Consider the following 14,675-nt stretch of genomic DNA (forward strand, 5'->3'; position numbering starts at 1 on the left):
GCATACGTGTAGCTCAAAGAGACCCCCACTTGATTTCACGGTTGATGTTGGTCACGAACTGAAACCCCCGGTCACCCGGAAACCAGATCTGCTCTTCCGGGTCGTTGGTGTGTCTGCCCGGCGTGCGTTGGAAATCCACCCATTGCGAGCTGGCTGTCACTGCGATAGTGCAGGTGCCGTTGTTGGGGTCGTCAGAGATCTCCATGCTGTCAATCCGACCATCGAACACCAGCAAGGGGTTGCTGATGATGGCCAAGCGGTAATCCAGAAAACCTTTGTAGATGGCGATGCGCCGGTCGATATAAGGCTTGGACAGTGCAATCGAAATCCAGGTCTGGTCTACTGCCGAGACTTGCACCGTGACATTTGGGATGCTCATGTCACTGGTCTCTGACAGACCGGAGAAACCGAGAAAGTGACCGTTGGCCGTATAGGTATTGGTGCTCCACAACACGTTGATCCAGGCGTCTGTCATGCGGATGGTGCCGTCGTCGAACCAGGTCTCAACCAAGTAGACGGGCTGGTTGCTGGACTTGAGGATCTCGGCGATGAATTCTGAGCTTGCGCCGCGATCCATTAAAAAGCCTCCACCAACTGCAAGCTGAAGTTGTAAATCGACCCCGGAGCTACGGCAGACTCTATCGTGTCGGTGCCCAAAGCCAGCGTAAACGGTACGTTGCGCACGGCAATCACTGCGCCGTCGGCAGGCACTGCCATCAAGGCAGGCTCAATCGCCACGGTTGCTAGGCCAAAGGCATCGGCATTCACATCAGCGGTGACCATGTAGACCTTGGTCTGGCCCGTAACGCCAATGAAGTCACCGGCTTTGAGGGCACCAGTAAGTCCTGCCGTCCAGCCACGCGTAGAAAGACTTCTGCCTTGTTGGTTGGCTCCGTTGATCTGCGGTGTGCCGGTAGCTGCCCCTTGAGGCAGTTTGTGCGCGGGCAGCACAGCGGTGAAGCTGTCCCATTGGCCGCGTTGGGCGACAACAAAGGCCTGAATCGGTGCGAATTGCGCACGGGTCAAACCCACCCAGTCGGCAGTGATCACCCAGCGCTGAGCGCCGTTGGTACGAACACTGCGGCGCAGGTTGTGTGAGATCGACACGCGCGTGGGCTGATAGGACTGAATCTTGATGGCGCTGGGCGCTGGGGTCAGAGGAAAGGTGCCGCTCATGACTTATCCCGTGATCCCATAGCGTCCGCGCATGTTGAGCGCCTGGTTCACGATGCCCACCACCACGGCCTTGTTTTGCACCATGGCGGACTGGAAGCTGCGTGCATCCATGGCACGCACCGAGAAATTGATGTTGATTGGCGCTTGAGCTGTGGCCGTACTGCTGTCGCTGCTGCCGGGCGATGATGTTGTGCCAGCCGCCTTCCCGTTGGGGACGATCGTTCCCGCGCCGTTGGGCACGAACCACTCGGGGCCTTGCTCGCCCACGATGTAGGGCTGGCCACCGGCGACCGGACCGCCATCGGCCTTGAACAAACCCGACAGGAAGTTTCCCGCACTGCTGAACATCCCTGAGAGCGACATGCCGCTGGTCGCTTGCGCCAGTGGTTTCATGATGCTGTTTTGAATTTGTATGCGAATCAGGTCCGCGATGATGGAATTCGCCAGGCTCTTGAAGTCGAGCTTGCCGGTCTGCACAAAGCTCACCAGAGCGTCCTCCATGCCCTTGAACGCATTGGTAAAGAGCCGCTCGGACTGGGCTGCAGCGTTGGATACAGTGTCAATGTAGTTGTTCAGCGCCTTGGTAACGCCCATCTCCCACGAGCGCTCAGCATCCCACCGGGCTTCAATCGCTTTGATCATGACCGCCGTGGATTTGATGGCCTCATCACGCAGGCGCTGCTGGGAATCTGCCGTCAGTTTGGTGCCGCTTTGCTCGGCATCCCAGATCTGCTGCTCGACCGCGAGGAAGTTCTTGCGCTTAACGTTGGCAATCTCCTGCGCCTGAGCGTTCAAGCCAATCAGCTTGGTCTGGAAGATGTACTGATCGTTGGCCTGCTCCAAACTGTAGGTGAAGGCATTGATGCGCTTGGTCTCATCAAACTTTTGCTGGGCATCAAAACGATCATTCACCGCCTGCACCAAAGTGGAAGTCGACTTGATAGCCTCAGAACGAAGACGTTGCTGAGCCTCAGCGGACAGTTTGGTACCGCTCTTTTCTGCATCCCAGATTTGCTGTTCAACAGCCAGGAGATTTTTACGGCCCTCGGTGGCCAGTGCCTGATCGCGGGCATTGAGACCAATCAGCGTGTTCTGAAATTGGTACTGTTCGTTGGCCTGCTCCAGGCTGCGGGTGAAGGTATTGATCTGCTTGGACTCATCGAACTTCTGCTGCGCATCGAAACGCTCATTAACGGCCTGCACCAAGGCGGCTGTGGACTTGGTAGCCTCGTTGCGCAATCTCTGCTGGGCCTCTGAAGACAGCTTGGAGCCGTTCTTTTCTGCATCCCAGATTTGCTGCTCAACGGCCAGGAAGTTCTTGCGACCCTCGGTAGCCAGCGCTTGGTCGCGGGCGTTCAGACCAATGAGGGTATTTTGGAATTCGTATTGCTGGTTGGCCACATCCAGGCTGTGGGCAAAAGCATCGATGCGCTTGCCTTCGTCAATGGACTGGATGCTTGAGACAGTGGCCGTCACCTTGGCCATGTCACCCAGACGGCCTTCCTTGACCGCCAGCAGGCGGCCTTTTTCGATCATGGCCTCGTACTTGCCCAGTTTGTCTTTGATGGATTCGACATTGAGCGAGTCCAGGTACGAATCGAACGGGCTGGTTTTTTCAGGCCGCTGGTCCGGAATGGCAAATGAGCGCTTGGGTGACTCGACGGGCTTTTTCAGACCCGCATCACGCTGGGCAAACTGCTCGTCGAGTTTGGTGAGGAACAGCGGCGCGGTCCAAATCTTGACCATGTCCTCGTTGAAGGACTCGGCGTGGCTCTTGAGGTCTGAGGTCAGCGTTGCAAAGCGGCGCTTGACCGGATCAAGCGACTTCTCACTGATCATCTCTGCACCAATGCCGTCCATGAAAGCCAGCACCGAGACAACGTCCGCTCCAGTGGCTGCGATGGCGTTACCGGCAATTCGCACAATCCGAACGCAAGCGTCGAAGATGTCTATGAAGGCAGCCACAGCACGCAAGCCTTCGCGCGCCCAGGTCTCAATCACATTGTCTTGCTTGAGTTGCTTGGCAGTGTCATTGAGGCGCTCGGTCATGCTGCCTGAAGCCAGCAAGGCATCTGTGAAGTCACGCATCACCGGCAGCAAGGCCGAGGCAATGGTGTTGTAGAGCGACTTTTTTCTGCCCTCCAATCGCACGAGGTTTTTCTCGTACATGTCTGCTTCGGCTGCCATCTCGGACGTGACCTTGGCGTTGAGTTCGCCGATCTCAGCCAAGTCCTGCATGAAGGGGAGCAGTTCAGCGCCTCGCTTGCCCAGCAACATTTGGGCTGTGGCCACCGCCTGGGTGCTGCTGTCCATGGAGTCGAGCTTCTTGGCCAGGTCCAGCATGACTTCGCCTGAGTCGCGCAACTTCCCCGATGAGTCGGTGACCTCAACACCCAAAGCTTTGAACAAGTCCGACTGCTTTTGGCTGCCGCCTGCCGCCTCGAACATGGCTTTGGAGAGCTTTTGCAAGCCTCCGCCGACTTCCTCCAAACTGGTACCGGAGAGTTTGGCCGCCGACTTCAAGCCTGAGAGAGCTTCCACCGTTGCACCGGTCTTCTTAGCCATCTGGTCGAGTTCACCAGCCGACGCAATCGCCCCCTTGATGCCATCGGCAAAGGCGTCAAAGGTATATGCCGCCGCCATTGCCACTACTGCGCCCTTGACCGCCTTCATGGCGGTTTCCGACACATTACCGATGGTGTCCATGGCTTTTTTGGCCATGAACTCCGCCTTATTCAGGTCGGATTCAAAGCGAGCGACATTGGCCTCGAGGCTGACCACGAGACTGGCGAGGGTTGCCATGGGGGATTTATTCCTTTTTACCCAAGAGGGCTGAGATCAAACGGCTGTGCGCCTCAACATCAAAGTGTTCGTCTGCCGCTGCATCGGCATCTTTGGTGGCTGCTGGCTCGGCTGTACGCAGTCCTGGCATGAAGTCATCGGCCTGGTACGGGTCCTGACCTTCGCGGCGGTGCACGTTGGCCAGCGTGGCGCAGACCTGACCAAAACCAAAGTCAGCGCGCATGTCCGGCAGGCCTTCCAGAGAGGCAAACGCCATCCACTCCGCCACCTGCTGCGAACTCAGGCTTGCGAGGAGATGGTCAGGGTGTTGGAATCCAAGGGCAAGGCAAAGTCGGAAGTAGAAACGGCGCTCGGGACGCCGCTGGAGTTTTTTGTGAGTTCCTCCACATCTGCGCCGGACAGGCCATTGAGCTTTTGCGCAATGGCAAACACCCGGTCCAGTGCCGCGCCAGATTTGGCACCGAGCAGATCCACCTCATCGTCGGTGAACAGACGCTGGCCATCTTCATCAATCACAGTCAGCCCCACCAGACGCGCACGCATATTGGTGAGATCAACCTTGCGGTCCTTGCCCTCGCCACGGACCATGCTGGCTTCAAAGGCATCACGCTCGCGACCGGTGAAACTGCGAACACGCACGGAGCCACCCCATTCGGGAACATCGACGTCCTCTGTTTGAAGGTCGTTGGCGCAAAGGATGGCGGTTTTGGAAAGAAGTGTCATAGGAGTCCTTGGAAAAATTAAGCCCAGGTGATCGAGCCGGAAATACGCAGTTCAGCCGAGCGCCGGATCGCCTGGTCCACCGCGCCCTGGCTGTTGAATTTCTTCACGTAGGCGGTGAAGGTTGCCGTGTTGCCGTTGGGCAAAATCAACTTGAAGCTCTTGGCCACACCGGTCACCAGCGCAGTCATCAGAGCCAATTGGCCTGCATCGCTGTTGTCCTGGTCGACCTCGATGGCAAACGCACCCGGATCAAAGAGGCCCAGAATGAATTCCTTGGCCGTCGAGTCAAAGTTGGTTCGCTCAATCTCTGATGCCGAGCCGTCAAAGCCGCTGTAGCTCTTAACGTTGGAAATCTTGGTCCACTGCACAGGGGTTGCCGTGCCGCCGCTGGTGTATGTCGTATAGCCAGTCGCATCCAGTCCAGCGAGGGTCACGATCTTGGTCGTAGGTTCGATGTACTGCACCACGAAGCTGTTGCCGTTGAGTTGCGTGGTGCCAACGACACCAGCGATGGTGATCACATCACCCTTGTTCAATGCGGTGACCGCTGAGAGCGTGACCCGACACGGATTGGTGAGCGAGACGGCGGTGATGGTGAGCGCCGACCCGGTGGTCGTGCCGATACTGACGGTGGAGCCTTGGGCTGAGATGGCGGTGCTGGGCATAGAGTTCTCCTAAAAGTTAGTGCCAGATCGAAAAATCCAAAATCACCCGGTGCAGCAATGCCTCGGGCTCGAATTGGTCTTGCTCAAGGAGCAAGACGTGGGTGATGGGGCTGCTTTTGATGGCTGTTTTGACCGCTTCGGCCAAAGCCAGGGCAGCGGCGTAGGTGGTGTCAAAGCAGTCCACCTGCAGTCGGGTGTTTTCAATGGGCGCGCCGTCGGCCAGGGTGTTTTCTGGTGCGCTGGATACGCGGGCATAGACCACGTAGGGCTTTGACACGTTGTTGGGCGCAACGTTCGGAAACACCCTTCCCCCGGCCACACCTGCGAGGGCCGCGAAAAGGTCTTGCTGAATCATTTTTTGAGTTCGCGTGCGGCTTGCTCGATGCGCTCAGCAAGCCGTGTCTTGATGGCCGTTAGCGCATCGTTTTTCTTCATGTCAAAAGCAGGCCGCAGAAATGGGCGCGCGGACATCTTTACGGTTCCAAATTCAACAAAGCGCCAGTACCAAGCGTCTTGCGAAAGGTTTCCCTTTTTGCCTTGCTTGCGGTACTTCTTGCCATGCCGGACAGTTACGAAGAAGGTCTGCTTGTTCTTGTTTGACAACTCAGGGATTTGTTTCAAAATCACCGAGCGCTTCAAAGTGCCGGGCGGTGACTGGTTGGGTCCCAGATCGCCCGTGGCAACAGGAGCTTGCAACTTGGCTTCATCCCGAATCACTTTGGCACCGGCATAGACCGCTGCACGCAGTCCGTTCTTGGCCACGCGGTCAGGCAATTCTTTCAATGCCTTGGCCAGTGCATCTAGGCCTTCTATCTGAACGCTTTCGTACTTAGCCATCGTCTAGACCCTCAGAGGCCAGTAGCGTGACCACCACGTTTCGCTCTTCATCATTGAGAGATGCGTGGATGTTGAAAACCCGCGATCGGTACAGAGCCCGGTAACCAGCGACCTGACGTGTGTCAGCAAAGATGGCTTGGTAGCGCACAACGATTTGGTGTGAGACCTCGCTTGCCATGCGCTGCGCGCTTTCAAGTTCCCGGCCACTCAAGGGTTGAATCTCAGCCCAAAAGGTGCCTAAGTCAGTCCATGTGCGAACAGGCCCGCCGTAACTGTCCTGCGCCGTGCTTTGGCGCTGCAAAGTAATACGCCGATTCAACTGACCAGAGCGAACCGGATTCATACCGTCACAACCTTGTACGGATCGAGCAGCCCGTCAATGAATGGCAATGGTTCGATGCGTCCGCGCGATAGCGCAGCCACCTCTTCGCGGTGCGCATACAGGCTGCCCACGCGCAGCTTGATCCAACTCTTGATGCCTTCTGGAACTTGCGAAGCAGTACCGTACCCGGCATCAAAGGTGACCGACACCGCGCCGATCTGCGGCAAGCAAATCGGCCATATCTGCCCGAACACCGGGGTGATGCGCGCAGGCTCACAGGCGGCATCTACGGTGTAGGTCAGAGCGGGCATGGTCTGATTTACAGACCCCATGTCCAGGTAATTGATCGACACCACCGATTGCACCGGTGCCTTGGCCAACAAAATCGCATGGCCTGGCAAGGTGAAAGCCTGACCCGCAGGCACACCCATCAGCGACGGTCCGGGGAAGCAGTCGAGCACTTGTCTCCAGCGGGCAGTGGTGAACTGCCTGCCGGTCAGTGTCTCGGCTGCTTGCCGGGCCGCCGTGATGAGTGAGGCGATCAGCATGTCATCCTCGTCAAAGTCCACCCGCAGATGCAGCTTTGCCTCAAGCAGCGACACCGGCTCCTCTGTGGGTGGCGTGACGAGTTGGATGGGCATTTATATGACCTGCACCACAGCCGCTTGGTTGGAAGCATCCGCAGGCGCAAAGCGCGGATTGAGGCCAATCACCTGAGCGGAGGTCTGGCTTGCTGCCACTCCCACCGTCACTGACAGGCGAACAAAGCCAAAGCCGTTCACCGTGTCGAGTTCCTCGGGCTTAACGTTGATCAAGGCCTGCTTGTTGTCACCAGTGGCTTTAACGATCTGAGTGATCGCTTTACCGGTGATGTCCTTTGCACTGGTGCCAGAGCTGTCCAGGGCCTGCTGCAACTTCGCATCCACTGTGGCGCTGGTGCCCAGCACTCCGGTCTGGACCAGAGAGAGAAACCCGTGGTGGTTGGCCACAGAAATCCAGCCCGTGCTGACTGTTCCCGCCGCTTGCGCGGCAGGGTCGATGGTGGCGAGAACGGACAGCAGTTCGCTGCCTTTTGCGTTGGGAAACATAGTTTTCTCCTAAGGTCGGGGGCTGCTTAGCGCGCGCCCAGTTGGATGAAGGGCGACATCGTTGCGCTGCCTTTGGCAGGCGTGATGGGGCTGTTGAGCTTGGACTGGCCGTCCATGCGGAAGGTCGTGCGAAACGCCGTCAGGTCCGCGTCGAAGTACAAGTGCATCGATGTGGCGGTCTGCATGCCACCCGCCTTGGTGATGGTCTGGTAGTACTTGAGGTCCACCAGCAAGATGTCGCCTTGGGCCGAGAAGGTGTTGGCGTGTTGAGAAACAAACACCGGGCGACCAAGCAAGGTTCCGTAGGGCGAGACCTGCAAGCCACCGACGGGCAGGCCCGTGGGGATGTAGATCGGGTAGTTGCCCAAAGTCAGCGTGAACAGCGCTGGCAGTACATCGTTATTCACGATCCATACTGCGTTGGCAAAGCTGCCTGAAGGCAGACGCGCAATCATCTTGGCCAGGTTCTGAGGAACCAGCGTTTGCGTTGCTTGACCAGACTCCTTGGACACGGTGACCGTTGCGCCAGAGCTGAGCGCTCCCACGGGCACACCGTTGCCAGCACCAAAGAGGATGGACTCGTTGGTTTTCCAGCGAATGGACAGGGCAACCTTTTCGGGCAGATAGGTGGTCAGCGCATTGGCGTCGTCCAGCAGTTCGTCCGTGGTGGGGACCAGCGCCATCAGCTTTTTGAGGCGCAAGGTGGCCAGGCCAAGCACCGGCTTGGATGCCACAGCCGAGGCTGCTTCTCCCTGCCAGTAGGCGCGGATTCCGTTGGTGCCCCAGGGCGTGGTCTCGTCCTTGGGGAACGCCATGCTGTTGCCGCTGATCTCGACGTTGTCGGTCATGGGCAGCAAGGAGTCCTCGCCCAAAGAGAGCTTGAAGATTTGCTGGGAGAACTGAGGTGGCACCAAAAAGCCGCCGTCTTGGCCCGAAGCCTCGTTGGCAAAGCTGCCGGGCGCTGCTGCACCACGGCCACCACCAATGAGCAACCGTTCATCGAGCGATTTGCCGGGCTTTTCTGCCTGGTAGACCGCTTGCATAAACTCGCCCGCAGTGCGAAAACCATGCAAAGGATCAGCCTCGCGGTTGTCGGTGACGGTGATGAAAGCGCCAGAGCTTGCCGGGGCGTGGGCCATTTGCGCTTCTTCAGCGATCAGGCTTGCTTCACGGTCGATGGCGTTGCTCGCGGCTTCGATTCGGGTCTTGAGTGCGTCGAAGGTTGTCACCTCCTCATCGCTCAAGTCACGGTTATCCGATGCGGCGCGGTCAGTGAGCGCGCGCGCTTCTTTGACCAGGGTAGATTTGCGAGCCTGCAGCTCGCGCAATTGCTTACTCATTTGGGGTTCTCCAAAATCAATGGACGTAAAAAAACCACCGGGTCTCAATTGACGAGGTGGTTGCTTGGGGTGCGGCCAACGGGCCGCTTCACTTTGCTGGCAGCCCTCTACGGAGTTCTGCCCAGAAAATACTCACATCAGGGCCAGCGAATTCCTCGCCTGGTTGAGCCGTGATGCATTGGGTTTAATTTGCGCGCGCGCATCGCGGCGCATCTTTTTGACGACATCCTCAAAGGTGGCAATGCCGTCGACCATGCTGCTGGCAAGGGCCGCGTCGGCTCCGAGGACCCGACCCTGACCCATGCCATCTCGCACCTGGGAGATAGGCACACCGCGTCCCTTGGCCACAGCCTTGGTGAAAGCGGCGTAGTAGTCATCAACGCGGGATTGCATAAAGCCCTGCGCTTCTTCGTTCAGCGGCGCATATGGATTGCCCTCAACCTTGAACTTGCCCGCCGAGATGAGTGTGGTTTTGACACCGGCCTCATCCATGGCTTTGCTGTAGTCCTGGTGCGCCTGCCACACACCGATGGATCCCACTTCGCCGCCAGGGGTGACATAAAACTCAGATGCCGAACAACCAATCCAGTAGGCAGCCGAGGCAGCCAGGCTATTGGCGATGGCCACGACAGGTTTTTGGGCTCGAGCGCTGACGATCTCATCGGCCAGTTCAGCAACGCCATAAACGCTGCCGCCAGGGCTGTCGATGTCGATCAGGATTTGAGAGACCGTTTCGTCCTGGAGAGCAGCGCGCAGTATGTTTGAAAACTGCTGAGTGCTGGCAGTACCAGGACCGGATACGTCGTCTACCATGTTGCCGCGCTGCGTCACGATGCCGTACAGCGGCAGGACCGCAATGCCGCCGCCAGAGTTGGACACGCTGGATTGGCGACGCGCATCTCTTGCGTTTCGGTCGGCTGCAACGCTATGCATCACCTCATCACTGGCGCGGGCATCTCCCGACCAGCGGGTAATGACCGCAGTGACGGCACTGAGCCGCTCGGGCATCAATGCCCAGGGGGTTGCCAAGTATTCAGCAACCAGCAATTGGTGGTTCATGGTGTCATTCCCAGTGATTTAAGTGATTGGCACAGCTGCGCCTCTTCAACTGATGTACTCGTCTTCGCCCAGGCGTTGACTTGCTCCAATGGCACTGCCAGGGATTGCGCAATCAAGGCAAGATCTTTTTCTTCAACTCGACCGGCCCGAGCGATGCGCCTGGCCCAGCGCTCGGCGCTTGAATCGATCAGTGCACGCAAGCGGGCAGCGGCTTCATCGGAGGGCTCCGTTGCTTCTTGCGCCGGGTCTTCCGCCTGTTCGGTATCAAGCGCCACATCCTCTGCGGTGCTTTCCTCGACCATGTTGAGCGGGCGAAGTGGTTCGTCCAGGCCCTCAAGTGGATTGAGGTTCTCCGCAATGCGTGCTTCGTTGCGGGTGAGCCAGCCGTTCTGAATGCCACTTTGGTAATACGACGCACGGCTTGCGGCATCCCCGCGCATCAGGTTCGCGAAATCAAACTCGACTTCGATGTCGTCACCTTCGAGCAGCAACTCGGACTCGATGCTGGCTTCCCAGCGCTCAGCCCATGGCGTCATGGTGTGCATGACGAACTCCAGACTTTGCTGCTCGATGTTGGAAAAAGTCGCCCGGTCCAGGTCGCCAATCATGTGCGGAGGCACACGAAAGAGTCTGGCCACATCCGTGATCTGAAACTTGCGCAGTTCCAGGAACTGGGCGTCTTTGTTGGTGACGCCCACTTCGTGAAACTTCATGCCGTTTTCCAGCACCAGGACCTTGCCCCGGTTGGCACCGGACTGGGCCTGTTGGTAGGACTCACGAAACACTTTCTTGGCCTCGGAGTCCTTGAAGGAGCCCGGAAACTCAATCCAGCCGCCGGTAGGTTTGGCATCGTTGGCAAAGAAGCGCGCGCCGTAGTCCTGTGCGGCCAGTGCCATCCCGAGGTTTTCTCGGGCAAGCTCAATCGGGCTCATGCCCATCAAGCCATCGGAGGACAGGCCGCGCAGGTGCCAGACCTCGCCACGCGGCAAGATTGACTCAGTGCCAAAGCGATCGGTAAACCGGTATCGGTATTCACCTGATGGCAGCAACTCCAGCCGGATGCGGTCCGGATGCAGCGGCATCAACTCCACCACCTCGCCTTTGGCGTTGGTGATGATCTGGTTGTAGGCGTTGCCACGAAGCGCCAGATGGCCTTGCAGCATCTCGCGCCACTCAAACGGGTTCTGAAAACGGTTGGGTCGCTTGGCAAGTAAACGGTACAGCCAGTGGTCGGTCACCTTGTCTTTGCCACCATCGGCGCGCCGTTGGTAGATGACTAGCGGCAGCGAGGCCAAGGACTCCGACAAAACCCGAACGCAGGCATAGACCGCTGCAAGCCTAAGCGCGCTGTCGGGTGAGACGCGCATGCCGCTGCCAGTGCGAGCGGAGACCGGCTCAAAAAAGAAGTCTCCCCACGGCGAGCGATCGCCCCCGGAGGCGTTGGGACCACGGAAGCGATCAAAGAAGCTTAAAAATCCCATCAGTTCAGAGCAACACCAATTCGTAGTCGGATCCCAGCACCACCGAGTCACCCGGTTTGATCGCGCGCGAAAGCGCCATGATCAGTGCAACGATGCCGTCGATCTTGTTTTCTGCTCGCTCCTTGCGTGGGTAAATGTTGTCTTTGGCGTCCAGGTGGGCCACCACGTTGCTGACCATCCAGCCCAGCACCGGGTCGCCGTCGTGAACCAATTTCTTTTGAAGCACCAGAGCTTCGAGCGTCTTCATCGGCTCTGAGAAATTCAGCACCGTGGGACGCACTTCAATCATGGGCAGACCCTCACTCATCATTCGGGTCGAGAGTTGCGTCGCCTGAAACGGATCAAACGCGACTGCCTGCACCGCAAAGCGCGAGGACAGATCATTCAGATCTGCTTCGATCCAACTGAAATCAATCACATTGCCCGGCGTCACCGTTAGCCGTCCGGTGTGCATCCAACCCGGGTACTGGCTGTTGCCGTTGGCATTGACCGTGTCCTCTGGCAGGTAGTACTTGCCAAAGACAGCGAATGCGTCAGCAATCTCGGGATGGGCAAACACAATTACCAGGGCGGCAATGTCCGTCTTGCTGGCCAGGTCCAGGCCCACCCAGCAGGGCTGGCCCGCAAAGGACTCGATGTCCAGGTCCTGATCAGCGCAGGCGTCCCAGGAGCGCATGTCCATCCATGCGGTGTCGGCATTGACCCACTCGTTCAAGTGTTTGGTCTTGAAGTTGTTCATCGCACTGGGCAACTGCATGGCCTTGGCCTGCAGCGGTCCCAGAATTTCCGGGCGCACCGATATGCCCCAGTTGGGGTTTGCCTTCATCAGCGAGTCTTCGCTGGTCCAGTCGTCCCCATCGTCCAGCCCGTAGACGATGCCAAACTGGCTGTCGTCTTCGAACACGCCATCAAGCAGCCGGGTCACAAAAGTACGCACCTCGTAGCAAATACCTGAGCGGTTGCTGCCTGCAGTGGTGATCACCCACAAAAGCGAGTTGTCTCGCTTGCCGGTACCGGTCTCCACCACGTCATAGACAGTGCGGGTCTTGTGGGCATGCAATTCATCGATACAACCGAAGTGAATGTTCAGGCCGTCAAGCGTTGAACCCTCGGCTGAGAGCGCTTCAAACTTGGAGCCGGTCTGCAGCACGTTCATGTTGTGCGCACCGACGTTGACAGAAAACCTGCTGCGAAAGCCCTGTGACCTGCGCGCCATGGTCTGCGCATCACCAAAAACAATGCGAGCCTGGTCGCGGGTGGTGGCCAAGGAGTAAACCTCGGCACCGCCTTCACCGTCGGCGGCCAGCATGTACAGCGCAAGCGCAGACGACAGGGTCGACTTGGCGTTGCCACGCGGCACCTCGATGTACGAGCGCCGAAAACGGCGATTGCCGTCGGGCTTGACCCAGCCGAACACAGTGGTCAGGATGAACACCTGCCAGGGTTCCAACTTGATCGTCTCACCTGCCAGCGGCCCTTTGACGTGGGGCAGGCGTTCAATGAACGCGCACAGGTTGTCGGCGGGATGGAACTCCCGCCCGTCCTTGTCGGTGAGTTTCGGGTTGAACTGGTAGGGACTTGCCTTGCCCTTGAACTTTGCCAGATCGTTCAACTGCCGTTGGCAGGCCCGCTGGACCCATTTGCAGGTCAGGATGTCACCGGCAACGACTGCTTGCGCATACTTGCGGGCAACGGCGGCGTAGTTATCTGCTGCCAAAGTTCAGTCTCAGCCTGCTATATCTGCCCAAGGATCTAGGTCGATATGGGTGTCTGTGGGTTGTGTGATGCGCGAACGTGAAGCAGGCGTAAATCCCATCTCAACTGCAGCCTTGGTCATGATCTGAGCCTGCTTGTTCGCAATGGCCAGGTAAGGCGACTGCATTGGCACACCAGTGTTCGGAGCTTTGATCAGCAAACCTGTCTTGGTGATTCCGATCTGCGCCTTGCGGTACAGGTCCGCAGCGCAAGACCAGACTTCCAGCACCGACATATCGAGCTTGCGCAGCAAGTGCTCGGGCGCGCTGTCAATGGCATAGCGCCAGGCTTGCTTGGCACCATCTGACATGTACTCGGGCGGCGCAACCAGATCCCCTTGGGGCTGTGGCTCATGCGGGTTGGTCCTGCACTTTTGCAGGGTTCCCCTGAGCTTTTTGATCTCAGTGGGGAGCGGCTTTCTTCCGGCCATTAATCATCCGTTCTGGGGTATCCCCCTAGGTTTCAATTTGCACGCGCAAAAATCTTGGCAGGCGCACGCATCTTTGGCCGCCGTCTGTAGAGATTCAGCCCCCCCCCGGGGGGGTAGTCAGCCGCGCCTGGCGGTCTCACGCGCCGTCTTTCGGTTGTGACATGAGACGCACAGGCCTTGCAGATTGACCCAGTCAAAGCGCTCACCGCCGTCCTTGAGCGGCCTGATGTGGTCAGCAACCTTGGCAGCCACCACCAGACCCGTGCCCTTGCACGCCACACACAACGGGTGTTCACGCAGGAAGGCCGCACGCACCTCACGCCAGCGCACCGACTGGTAGAAGCCCACCTCGGCATCAAAGCCACGCCTGGCACGCCCGTAGTCCCGGTGCACCTGGGTACGGTGTTGATCGCAATAGCCCGGCTTGTCCAGCACCAACGCACAGGCGGGATGTCGGCATGGAGTTGGGGCACTGCGGGGCATAGCGGCTTATTCCCCACTCATTCAAAAAACTAATCGGATTTGATGCGGGTATTGCTTGGCTTCACTTGGGTTCAGAGCGTTCATAGGAACGTCATCAACAACCCAAGGAGCTTTGCAAATGACCTACACCACACAGTTCACCGTCGACGAGGTCGGGTTCATCCAGATCGCGCTCACCAAGGTGCTGGCAGCCGCCGCACGCGGTGAGCTTGACCTCAACCTGCTGGCCCGCGAGGAACTGGCCTCACGCGGCCTTGACACCCAAGGCGAGTGGGTCGGCTTTGACCGCGCCCGCCAGATCCACCAAGTGCGGGGAGCCAAGTGATGGACGCCAAAACATTTGAGCGTCTGCTCAACCAAATCGCCGCAGAGCATCTGCACATCGACACGCTGGCCACCCGCAACAGCGACCGCCTGGACTTTCATGAAGTCAGCGTCTGGGGCCTCAAAGAAGCCCTGCAAGCCGCCTTCACGGCTGGCCAGCAATCTAAACAAACAACCCAACCAAACTGAT

19 protein-coding genes are annotated in these 14,675 nt (G+C 58.3%); 2 read left to right on the plus strand and 17 right to left on the minus strand.

Going from position 1 to position 14,675, the window contains the following annotated elements:
* Window positions 1–13 precede the first annotated feature (13 nt).
* The 17 genes from ACKWJN_RS06145 to ACKWJN_RS06225 all read right to left on the minus strand — a co-directional run bounded on the left by ACKWJN_RS06145 (window position 14) and on the right by ACKWJN_RS06225 (window position 14,161).
* Window positions 14–577: a hypothetical protein gene (locus tag ACKWJN_RS06145; RefSeq protein ID WP_408595470.1), complete on the minus strand. Its 564-nt coding sequence runs from the start codon at window positions 575–577 to the stop codon at window positions 14–16.
* Window positions 577–1,176 (minus strand): hypothetical protein, encoded by a 600-nt coding sequence (locus tag ACKWJN_RS06150; RefSeq protein WP_408595471.1) that lies wholly within the window; start codon window positions 1,174–1,176, stop codon window positions 577–579. Before ACKWJN_RS06150 ends, ACKWJN_RS06145 begins: the two co-directional genes overlap by 1 nt.
* Before the next feature lie 3 nt (window positions 1,177–1,179).
* On the minus strand, window positions 1,180–3,978 hold the full coding sequence (locus ACKWJN_RS06155) for a phage tail tape measure C-terminal domain-containing protein (protein ID WP_408595472.1): 2,799 nt from the start codon (window positions 3,976–3,978) through the stop codon (window positions 1,180–1,182).
* Window positions 3,979–3,985: 7 nt separating this feature from the next.
* Window positions 3,986–4,234, minus strand: coding sequence for a hypothetical protein (locus tag ACKWJN_RS06160; RefSeq protein WP_408595473.1), 249 nt, complete (start codon window positions 4,232–4,234; stop codon window positions 3,986–3,988).
* A gap of 23 nt (window positions 4,235–4,257) precedes the next feature.
* Window positions 4,258–4,701 carry a hypothetical protein gene (locus tag ACKWJN_RS06165; RefSeq protein WP_408595474.1) on the minus strand — a complete coding sequence of 148 codons (444 nt, stop codon included), beginning with the start codon at window positions 4,699–4,701 and terminating at the stop codon, window positions 4,258–4,260.
* 17 nt (window positions 4,702–4,718) lie between these two features.
* Window positions 4,719–5,366: a phage tail tube protein gene (locus tag ACKWJN_RS06170; protein ID WP_299510444.1), complete on the minus strand. Its 648-nt coding sequence runs from the start codon at window positions 5,364–5,366 to the stop codon at window positions 4,719–4,721.
* A gap of 16 nt (window positions 5,367–5,382) precedes the next feature.
* A complete protein-coding gene (locus ACKWJN_RS06175; protein ID WP_408595475.1) occupies window positions 5,383–5,721 on the minus strand; it encodes a DUF3168 domain-containing protein in 339 nt (112 codons plus the stop codon).
* Window positions 5,718–6,203 carry an HK97-gp10 family putative phage morphogenesis protein gene (locus ACKWJN_RS06180; protein ID WP_408595476.1) on the minus strand — a complete coding sequence of 162 codons (486 nt, stop codon included), beginning with the start codon at window positions 6,201–6,203 and terminating at the stop codon, window positions 5,718–5,720. The genes ACKWJN_RS06175 and ACKWJN_RS06180 overlap by 4 nt, the downstream gene beginning before the upstream one ends.
* Entirely contained in the window at window positions 6,196–6,546 is a 351-nt protein-coding gene (locus tag ACKWJN_RS06185) for a phage head closure protein (protein WP_408595477.1), read from the minus strand. The genes ACKWJN_RS06180 and ACKWJN_RS06185 overlap by 8 nt, the downstream gene beginning before the upstream one ends.
* Window positions 6,543–7,166: a head-tail connector protein gene (locus ACKWJN_RS06190; protein WP_408595478.1), complete on the minus strand. Its 624-nt coding sequence runs from the start codon at window positions 7,164–7,166 to the stop codon at window positions 6,543–6,545. The genes ACKWJN_RS06185 and ACKWJN_RS06190 overlap by 4 nt, the downstream gene beginning before the upstream one ends.
* On the minus strand, window positions 7,167–7,613 hold the full coding sequence (locus tag ACKWJN_RS06195; RefSeq protein ID WP_408595479.1) for a hypothetical protein: 447 nt from the start codon (window positions 7,611–7,613) through the stop codon (window positions 7,167–7,169).
* A 26-nt stretch (window positions 7,614–7,639) separates the two neighbouring features.
* Window positions 7,640–8,953: a phage major capsid protein gene (locus ACKWJN_RS06200; RefSeq protein ID WP_408595480.1), complete on the minus strand. Its 1,314-nt coding sequence runs from the start codon at window positions 8,951–8,953 to the stop codon at window positions 7,640–7,642.
* 132 nt (window positions 8,954–9,085) lie between these two features.
* Window positions 9,086–10,012: a S49 family peptidase gene (locus tag ACKWJN_RS06205; protein ID WP_408595481.1), complete on the minus strand. Its 927-nt coding sequence runs from the start codon at window positions 10,010–10,012 to the stop codon at window positions 9,086–9,088.
* Window positions 10,009–11,493, minus strand: a complete 1,485-nt coding sequence (locus ACKWJN_RS06210; RefSeq protein WP_408595482.1) for a phage portal protein — start codon at window positions 11,491–11,493, stop codon at window positions 10,009–10,011. The genes ACKWJN_RS06205 and ACKWJN_RS06210 overlap by 4 nt, the downstream gene beginning before the upstream one ends.
* Before the next feature lie 4 nt (window positions 11,494–11,497).
* Entirely contained in the window at window positions 11,498–13,210 is a 1,713-nt protein-coding gene (locus tag ACKWJN_RS06215) for a terminase large subunit (protein WP_408595483.1), read from the minus strand.
* Window positions 13,211–13,219: 9 nt separating this feature from the next.
* Window positions 13,220–13,558 carry a phage terminase small subunit P27 family gene (locus ACKWJN_RS06220; protein WP_408595484.1) on the minus strand — a complete coding sequence of 113 codons (339 nt, stop codon included), beginning with the start codon at window positions 13,556–13,558 and terminating at the stop codon, window positions 13,220–13,222.
* Between the two features lie 237 nt (window positions 13,559–13,795).
* The gene (locus tag ACKWJN_RS06225; protein WP_408595485.1) at window positions 13,796–14,161 is read right to left on the minus strand and encodes an HNH endonuclease; all 366 of its coding nucleotides are present in this window, start codon (window positions 14,159–14,161) and stop codon (window positions 13,796–13,798) included.
* Window positions 14,162–14,279: 118 nt separating this feature from the next.
* Here ACKWJN_RS06225 and ACKWJN_RS06230 point away from each other — a divergent pair, with 118 nt between their 5' ends.
* Both ACKWJN_RS06230 and ACKWJN_RS06235 read left to right on the plus strand, forming a co-directional pair.
* Window positions 14,280–14,486, plus strand: a complete 207-nt coding sequence (locus ACKWJN_RS06230; protein ID WP_019425656.1) for a hypothetical protein — start codon at window positions 14,280–14,282, stop codon at window positions 14,484–14,486.
* Complete coding sequence (locus ACKWJN_RS06235; RefSeq protein ID WP_408595486.1) at window positions 14,486–14,674, plus strand: DUF6900 domain-containing protein; 189 nt, start codon at window positions 14,486–14,488, stop codon at window positions 14,672–14,674. Before ACKWJN_RS06230 ends, ACKWJN_RS06235 begins: the two co-directional genes overlap by 1 nt.
* Window position 14,675: the final 1 nt, after the last annotated feature.

The sequence above is a fragment of the Limnohabitans sp. genome (assembly GCF_046052825.1).
Classification (GTDB): Bacteria; Pseudomonadota; Gammaproteobacteria; order Burkholderiales; family Burkholderiaceae_C; genus Limnohabitans.